Source organism: Flavobacterium sp., assembly GCF_046317795.1.
Taxonomy (GTDB): Bacteria; Bacteroidota; Bacteroidia; order Flavobacteriales; family Flavobacteriaceae; genus Flavobacterium.
The window spans coordinates 1-7,217 of sequence record NZ_JBKCVI010000211.1 but is presented as its reverse complement, the minus strand read 5'-3'; the positions used below and the strand labels follow the sequence as shown (position 1 = coordinate 7,217).

The window sequence follows — 7,217 nt, the reverse complement described above, 5'->3', positions numbered from 1 at the left end:
AATGATTTTAGTTCCAAGTATTTAAATGAATGTTATAATTTAAAATAAAAAAAATCTGCTAATTATATTTGCGGATTTTTGAATTATGAGTATATTTATACCAATTAACTTTTATAACTTAAAAATGATGAAAAAAATTACTCTATTAATTTTAATTTTATTAGGATCTTTTTGGTCTTATTCACAGTGTTTAACTTCGGTTAATGGACAATGGCCTGGACCAGATGGAACACCATTTGCCTTAAATACATCAAATTGTGATGGTTTCACAGTACAAAATGTTACTACCTGTGGATATGCTAGTGAGTATTCTTTAGTAACTGTAGCGCTTGGTCAAACGTATGTTTTTAGAAGTTCAATAGCTACTGATGTTATTACAATTAGTACTGATGCTGGTGCAACTGCTGCAGCTTTTGGAATAGGAACGGTAACTTGGGTTTCAACTGTAGCTGGAAATATTAGATTTTATACCCATTTAGACGCAACTTGTGCTGCACAATCCACTTGTAGAATAAAAAGTGTAACTTGTGGTATTGTGTCTCCAGACGCGCCAGATTATGCAAATTTACAATGGCCACCAACAGCATCTATTGTACAAGGAACAAATTTTACTGCTTATAGTCAAGTTTATGAAGGAGGTTTGACAAATGTTACTTCTGGACAAGCTCCAGGAATTCAAGTTTGGTTAGGAACAAGTGCAACTAACACAAATCCAAATACTTGGACCAATTGGACCGCAGCAACTTTTAATGTTGAAACTCAAGAAGGAAACAATGATGAATATCAAGCAACTACAGGTGCAACTTTAGCCCCAGGAACTTATTATTATGCAACAAGAATTAGACTTAATACAGGAGCATACTTTTATGGAGGAATTAATGCAAACGCACCTAATAACGGTAATTTCTGGGATGGAGCTACGTTTGGTAGTGGCGTTTTGACAGTTACTGCACCACCACCACCAGCAAACGACAATTGTTCTGGTGCTTTATCATTAACGGTAAATCCAGATTATCTTTGCGGTTCCGTAACTGCAGGAACTGTACTTGGAGCAACAGCTTCAACACAAGATGCTGCGGCTTGCGGCGGAACAGAAGATGATGATGTGTGGTTTGCTTTTGTTGCCACATCAACAACGCATAGAATTAGTATATTAAATGCTGCTGGTTCAACAACAGATATGTATCATTCTCTTTGGACTGGTGCTGATTGTAGTAGTTTGACATTAGTTGCAGGTTCATGTTCAGATGCTGATATTAGTAATCCTACAGGTTTAACAATTGGTACAACCTACTATGTGAGAGTTTACACTTGGACTGCAACAGCAGGACAATCTTCAACGTTTAATGTATGTATTGGAACACCACCACCAGCACCAACCAATGATAATTTTGCAACACCAATTGCAGTTACTTGTGGTAACATCTATGTAGGTGATACATCTTCTTCAGTAACTTTAGATGAAGATAGTGCTCCTGATGGTTTTGGTGCTGATTTAGATGCTCCAAATCTTTGGTATTCGTTTACAGGAAATGGTTCAGCACAAACAGTTACAGTTAATCTTTGTGGTTCGTCATATGATACCTCAGTTTTAGTATATACCGGAACATCTGGTAATTTAACTTTAGTTGCGGCAAATGATGATGATAATACTTGTGTTTCAAATACATTGAATTCAAAAACTAGTTTTGCATCTGATGGTACAACAACATACTATATCACTGTTGAAGGATACAATGTTGGAAGTGTTGGAGCATTTACAATGAATGTAACTTGTGCTGCTGTTACTCCACCTGCAGTTGCTAATCAAGATTGCGGAACTGCATTAAATGTTTCGGTTAATGGGTTAGATAATAATTCAGATAATTCATTTGCAACGGTAAGTCCGACACAACCAACTTGTGATCTTTTTGGTTCAATTCAAGATGTTTGGTTCTCATTTGTAGCACCAGCTTCTGGTAGTGTTACTTGTTTAGTAACACCAACTACCATGACTTCATTAAATTTCAATATTTATTCAGGAGCTTGTGGTGCACTAACAGCAGTAGCTGCTACTTGTAATTCTAATTTAACAGTTGCTACATCTGAGGTTCTAACTGGCTTAACTCCAGGAACAATCTATTTTATTCAAGTATGGAGTAATAGCTCAGAACAAGGAACATTTACATTGCGTCTTTCAGATGATGGATTAAGCAATTCTGACTTTGATAACGCTAACTTTTCTTATTATCCAAACCCAGTAAAAAACACTTTGAATCTATCGTATAATCAAGAAATTTCAAATGTAGAAATATTTAATTTATTGGGACAAAGAGTAAGTGCTAGTACTATAAACGCTAATCAAGGACAAGTTGATATGTCTAATTTATCTAATGGAGTTTATCTAGTTAAAGTAACTTCTAATAATCAAGATAAAACTATTAGAGTGATTAAAGAATAGTTTTTTAATAGATATCTAAAACCATCCGCCAAAGCGGATGGTTTTTTTTTGTATAATACCTTATATTTGTTAAAAAAATTGACATGTTTTTTTCAATAATAATTCCTGTTTATAATAGACCAGAAGAAATAAATGAACTTCTTGAAAGTTTAGTAGTTTCTGATTATGACAAGGAATATGAAATTGTTATTGTAGAAGATGGTTCATCAATTTCCTGTCAGTATATCATTGAAAAATTCAAGACTGTTTTAAACATATCATATTTTTTTAAAGAAAATTCTGGACCTGGAGATTCTAGAAACTTTGGAATGAAAAAGGCAAAAGGTGATTATTTTATCATTTTTGATTCGGATTGTATTATTCCAAAACAATACCTCATAGAAGTTGAAAATGAACTAAAAACAAATTATGTTGACTGTTTTGGTGGCTCAGATTCCGCTTTAGATTCATTTTCAGATATTCAAAAAGCAATCAATTTTGCAATGACATCTTTCCTAACTACAGGCGGCATTCGAGGTGGTTCTGAGAAGTTAACTAAATTTCAACCTCGTAGTTTTAATATGGGAATTTCAAAAAAGGCATTTGAAGCTTCTAATGGATTTGGAAATATCCATCCTGGAGAAGACCCAGATTTATCAATTAGATTATGGAAATTAGGATTTAAAACCAGACTTTTCCCAAGTGCATTTGTTTATCACAAAAGAAGAATAGATTGGAATAAATTTACACTGCAAGTTTATAAATTTGGAAAAGCTCGACCTATCTTAGATTCTTGGTATCCTGAATATAGTAAATTGACTTTTTTCTTTCCCACACTATTTATTTTAGGATTTTCTACTTCTGTTTTTCTGGCATTGTTTGGAATAGTATTTCCTATATTGTGTTATGCTGTTTATTACCTTAGCATATTCTTAGTTTCAAGTATTCAAAACAATAGTATTAAAATAGGTTTTTTGTCAGTAATAGCAGTTTCAAAGCAATTTTTAGGTTACGGAAAAGGATTTTTAGAGTCCTATTGCAAAGTGATTTTTTTGAAGCAAAAACCTGAAATTGCTTTCCCAGAATTATTTTTTAAGAAAACATCATGACCAAAATAATTGGATTAACAGGTGGTATTGGAAGCGGAAAAACGATGATTGCAAAGTATATGAAATCATTGGGAATACCTGTTTATATTGCTGATGATGAGGCAAAAAAAATAATGAAATCAAATGAAGTGTTGAATGAAATTAGAAAGGAATTTGGCAATACTATTTTTGATGAAGAAAAACTAAATAATGTAAAATTGGCACAATTTGTTTTCAACAACTCAGCTAAACTTGAGAAATTGAATGCCATTGTTCATCCATTAGTCAAAAAACATTTTGATAAATGGTTGTTAAAACATAAAAATTCTCCATTGATAGTTAAAGAAGCTGCCATATTGTTTGAAAGCGGCAGTTATAAATATTGTGATTTCATTATTACCGTTACTGCACCAATCGAAACTCGTATTCAAAGAGTTTTAGAACGTGATAAAACGGATAGGGAAAGTATTTTAAAACGAATTCAAAACCAATGGACAGACGAAGAAAGGGTTTTAAAAAGCGACTTCGTAATTCAAAATTCTACTATTAAGGATACTGAAAATCAAGTTGATGAAATTCTTAAAAAATTAAATAATCTATAATTTTTTGACAAAATGTTAATCTTTGGTTAATGTATTCATAGTATAAATGTTAAAATCCTAAATTTGTGTTATGAATAAATTGTTTTTCCGATTGCTTATACTATTAATGAGTTTATCCTTGATTGGTATAATTCTTGTGCAAGTATATTGGTTTGATAAATCATTTGAAAATAATGAAGAACAATTTAAATATCATGTAAAACAAGTTCTTGGTAATGTCGCTGATAAAATTCAAAAGAAAGAAGTTTATACTTTTTATGAAACCTACAACAGGTTAAAAGATAGTACAGGAAAAATTCCTGAAAAAAGTGATTTTTTGGAATTTGGCTATTATCAAAGAGATTCAAGAACAAATGAAACAATAATATACTCCAATAGTATAATTTCAGAAGATTACGGAATTACACCATCGTTCTTTGATAAAAAGTTAGACAGTATAAAACAAATAAAAAATTTGTCTTCTAAACGAAAAACAGAAATTTATAATGATAATATTGATAATTCAAGTATAAAGCAAAAAATAACTCCTGATGTAAAAATTGAAAAATCAGGACAATTAGATTTGTTAGATAAAACTTTATTCGAAATTTCCTATAAAGATATTGCCGCTTTAAAGCCAATACAAGAAAGAATTTCAAATGAATTTTTATTGAAATTACTAACAGATGAACTTAATGAATTTGGCGTTAAAACACCATTTGAGTATAGTGTCTATAGTAATGGATTAGCAACAAAAATTAAATCAGAACGGTTTGTTTATGATAGATCATCTACCTATTCTATTCCAATTTTTGATGATAATGAAGACACTAATAAATACCAATTATTAATCACATTTCCCCAGAAAAAGAAGTTCCTTTTTTCTGAACTAATAGGAATTTGTATTTTATCAATAATATTTACTTTAGTAATAATAATAGCATATTCTAGTGCTTTAAGCCAATTGATTAAACAACGTCAGATTTCTGAAATAAAAACAGATTTCATTAATAATATGACACACGAATTTAAAACCCCAATAGCCACTATCAATTTAGCATTAGACGCTATCAAAAATCCAAAAGTAATTGTTGATAAAGACAAAGTGCAACGCTATTTGCAAATGATTAGAGATGAGAATAAACGAATGCATGCTCAAGTGGAGAATGTTTTAAGAATTTCAAAACTTGAAAAGAAAGAATTAGAAATTAAAAAGAAATCAAATAATATTCATGATATTATTGAAGATGCTGTTGAACATGTACATTTAATAATTGAAGACAGAGGTGGAACTATTACTCAAAATTTAGCAGCAACAAGAACTACAGTTTTATTAAATGATATGCATTTTACTAATGTATTAGTAAACATTTTAGATAACGCCATTAAATACTCACCTGAAACACCTATTATAAATGTTTCTACAGAGAATGTTAAGGAATTTATTTTCATTAAAATTAAAGATAATGGTACTGGTATTTCAAAAGCTGCCCAAAAAAGAATATTTGAAAAGTTTTACCGCGAACACACTGGTGATGTTCATAATGTTAAAGGGCATGGATTAGGTTTAGCTTATGTTAAAAGAATTATTGAAGATCACGATTGTGAAATTTTTGTTGAAAGCGAAAAAGGAAAAGGAAGTACATTTATAATAAAAGTCCCACTCATAAATTAAAAAACTATGGAAAATAATAAAAAAATATTGCTAGTAGAAGATGATCAAAACTTTGGAATAGTTTTGAGAGAATTTTTATCGTTGAACGATTTTGATGTAACCTTAGCCAAAAATGGTATGGAAGGTTTCGAAAAATTTAAAAAAGACAATTTTGATTTGTGCATTTTGGATGTTATGATGCCCTATAAAGATGGTTATACTTTAGCCAAAGAAATTAGAGAAAAAAATAAAGATATTCCATTGATTTTCTTAACTGCAAAGTCAATGAAAGAAGATGTAATGAAAGGATACAAAGTGGGTGCAGATGATTATTTAAATAAACCGTTTGATTCTGATGTCTTGTTAATGAAAATAAAAGCTATTATTCAAAGAAAAGCAGTTGAGAATAAAAACGAACCTGCTAAATTTGAATTCCAAATTGGTAAATTTCTTTTAAATTCTAAACTACGTTTTCTAAAACTTGGTGATAACGAACCAATTAAGTTATCTCCAAAAGAGTCTGAATTATTAAAAATGATGGCTATATACGAAAATGATTTAATGCCGAGAGAGTTAGCTTTAACAAAAATATGGCGAGAAGATAATTATTTTACTTCTAGAAGTATGGATGTTTATATTGCTAAACTTCGTAAATATCTAAAAGAAGATCCAGAAGTTGAAATTCTTAACATTCACGGTGAAGGTTTTAGATTGGTAGTGAAAAAATAAGTTAATGGCTCTAAGAGATTAGAGCCATTATTTTTTCAAAATTATTTGCAAGGCAAAGTTAGCTTTTTCATCTTTCTGGATACTGAAAGTAACAAAATTTTCCTTTTTTTTCTGACTCATTTTAACTTCATCATGAAGTGAAAGTTCTTTGAGATAATTCATTTCAAAACTTTCAATCTTTTGATTTTGAATTACATCACAATCAATTATATCTAAACACCACTCTAAATACTTCACACTATTTACATGATTGACAATATCCAAATCCGAAAGTTTAACTTTATGATTTGCCACTGGTATCATATTGAGTTGAAAATCAATTTTGCTAAAAGGAGATAAAGTTGCCCGTTGTGGAAATTTTTGAAAATGTTCGTGAGCCAAAGCCAAATTTTCGGGTCGTCGCGTTAAAGTGTTAAAAACTGCCCAAAACGTTTCACAACCAATTATCTTTTCATCTCCAATATACATTTCCAAGCAACGAATAGAACGTGAATTTTCCAATGAATTAATCCAAGTTTTTACCGTTATTGCATCACGCCATTTAGGTAAACGGTTTATCTCAACTCGCATTCTGCTTAAAACCCATGCTTGGTTAAACTCTTGCATATCTCTAAAACTTATTCCCCCAAGTTCAGCATGAGCTGCAGCAGTCAATTGCAAAATATTGCATAAATCAGTATATTTCAAAAAACCATTAGGATAACATTGCAGAAAATTAATTTCCCAATCTTTGGATAGAATAGAAG

Annotated in this window: 6 protein-coding genes; 5 read left to right on the top strand and 1 reads right to left on the bottom strand. The window is 30.6% G+C overall.

Features of this window, described 5'->3' with window-relative positions; translation table 11 throughout:
- The first annotated feature begins 124 nt into the window (after window positions 1–124).
- From ACK5ON_RS12500 to ACK5ON_RS12480, 5 genes are all read left to right on the top strand, one after another.
- A complete protein-coding gene (locus tag ACK5ON_RS12500; protein ID WP_409823044.1) occupies window positions 125–2,440 on the top strand; it encodes a T9SS type A sorting domain-containing protein in 2,316 nt (771 codons plus the stop codon).
- Window positions 2,441–2,523: 83 nt separating this feature from the next.
- A complete protein-coding gene (locus ACK5ON_RS12495) occupies window positions 2,524–3,528 on the top strand; it encodes a glycosyltransferase (RefSeq protein WP_409823041.1) in 1,005 nt (334 codons plus the stop codon).
- A complete protein-coding gene (coaE, locus tag ACK5ON_RS12490) occupies window positions 3,525–4,109 on the top strand; it encodes a dephospho-CoA kinase (RefSeq protein WP_396175612.1) in 585 nt (194 codons plus the stop codon). The genes ACK5ON_RS12495 and coaE overlap by 4 nt, the downstream gene beginning before the upstream one ends.
- Window positions 4,110–4,179: 70 nt before the next feature.
- Window positions 4,180–5,763, top strand: a complete 1,584-nt coding sequence (locus tag ACK5ON_RS12485; protein ID WP_396175610.1) for a sensor histidine kinase — start codon at window positions 4,180–4,182, stop codon at window positions 5,761–5,763.
- Window positions 5,764–5,769: 6 nt separating this feature from the next.
- Window positions 5,770–6,471 (top strand): response regulator transcription factor, encoded by a 702-nt coding sequence (locus ACK5ON_RS12480; protein WP_396175608.1) that lies wholly within the window; start codon window positions 5,770–5,772, stop codon window positions 6,469–6,471.
- Between the two features lie 27 nt (window positions 6,472–6,498).
- Here ACK5ON_RS12480 and ACK5ON_RS12475 read toward each other — a convergent pair.
- Window positions 6,499–7,217, bottom strand: a 719-nt coding sequence (locus tag ACK5ON_RS12475; protein ID WP_409823037.1) for an acyl-[acyl-carrier-protein] thioesterase, incomplete at its 5' end; no start/stop codon positions are given.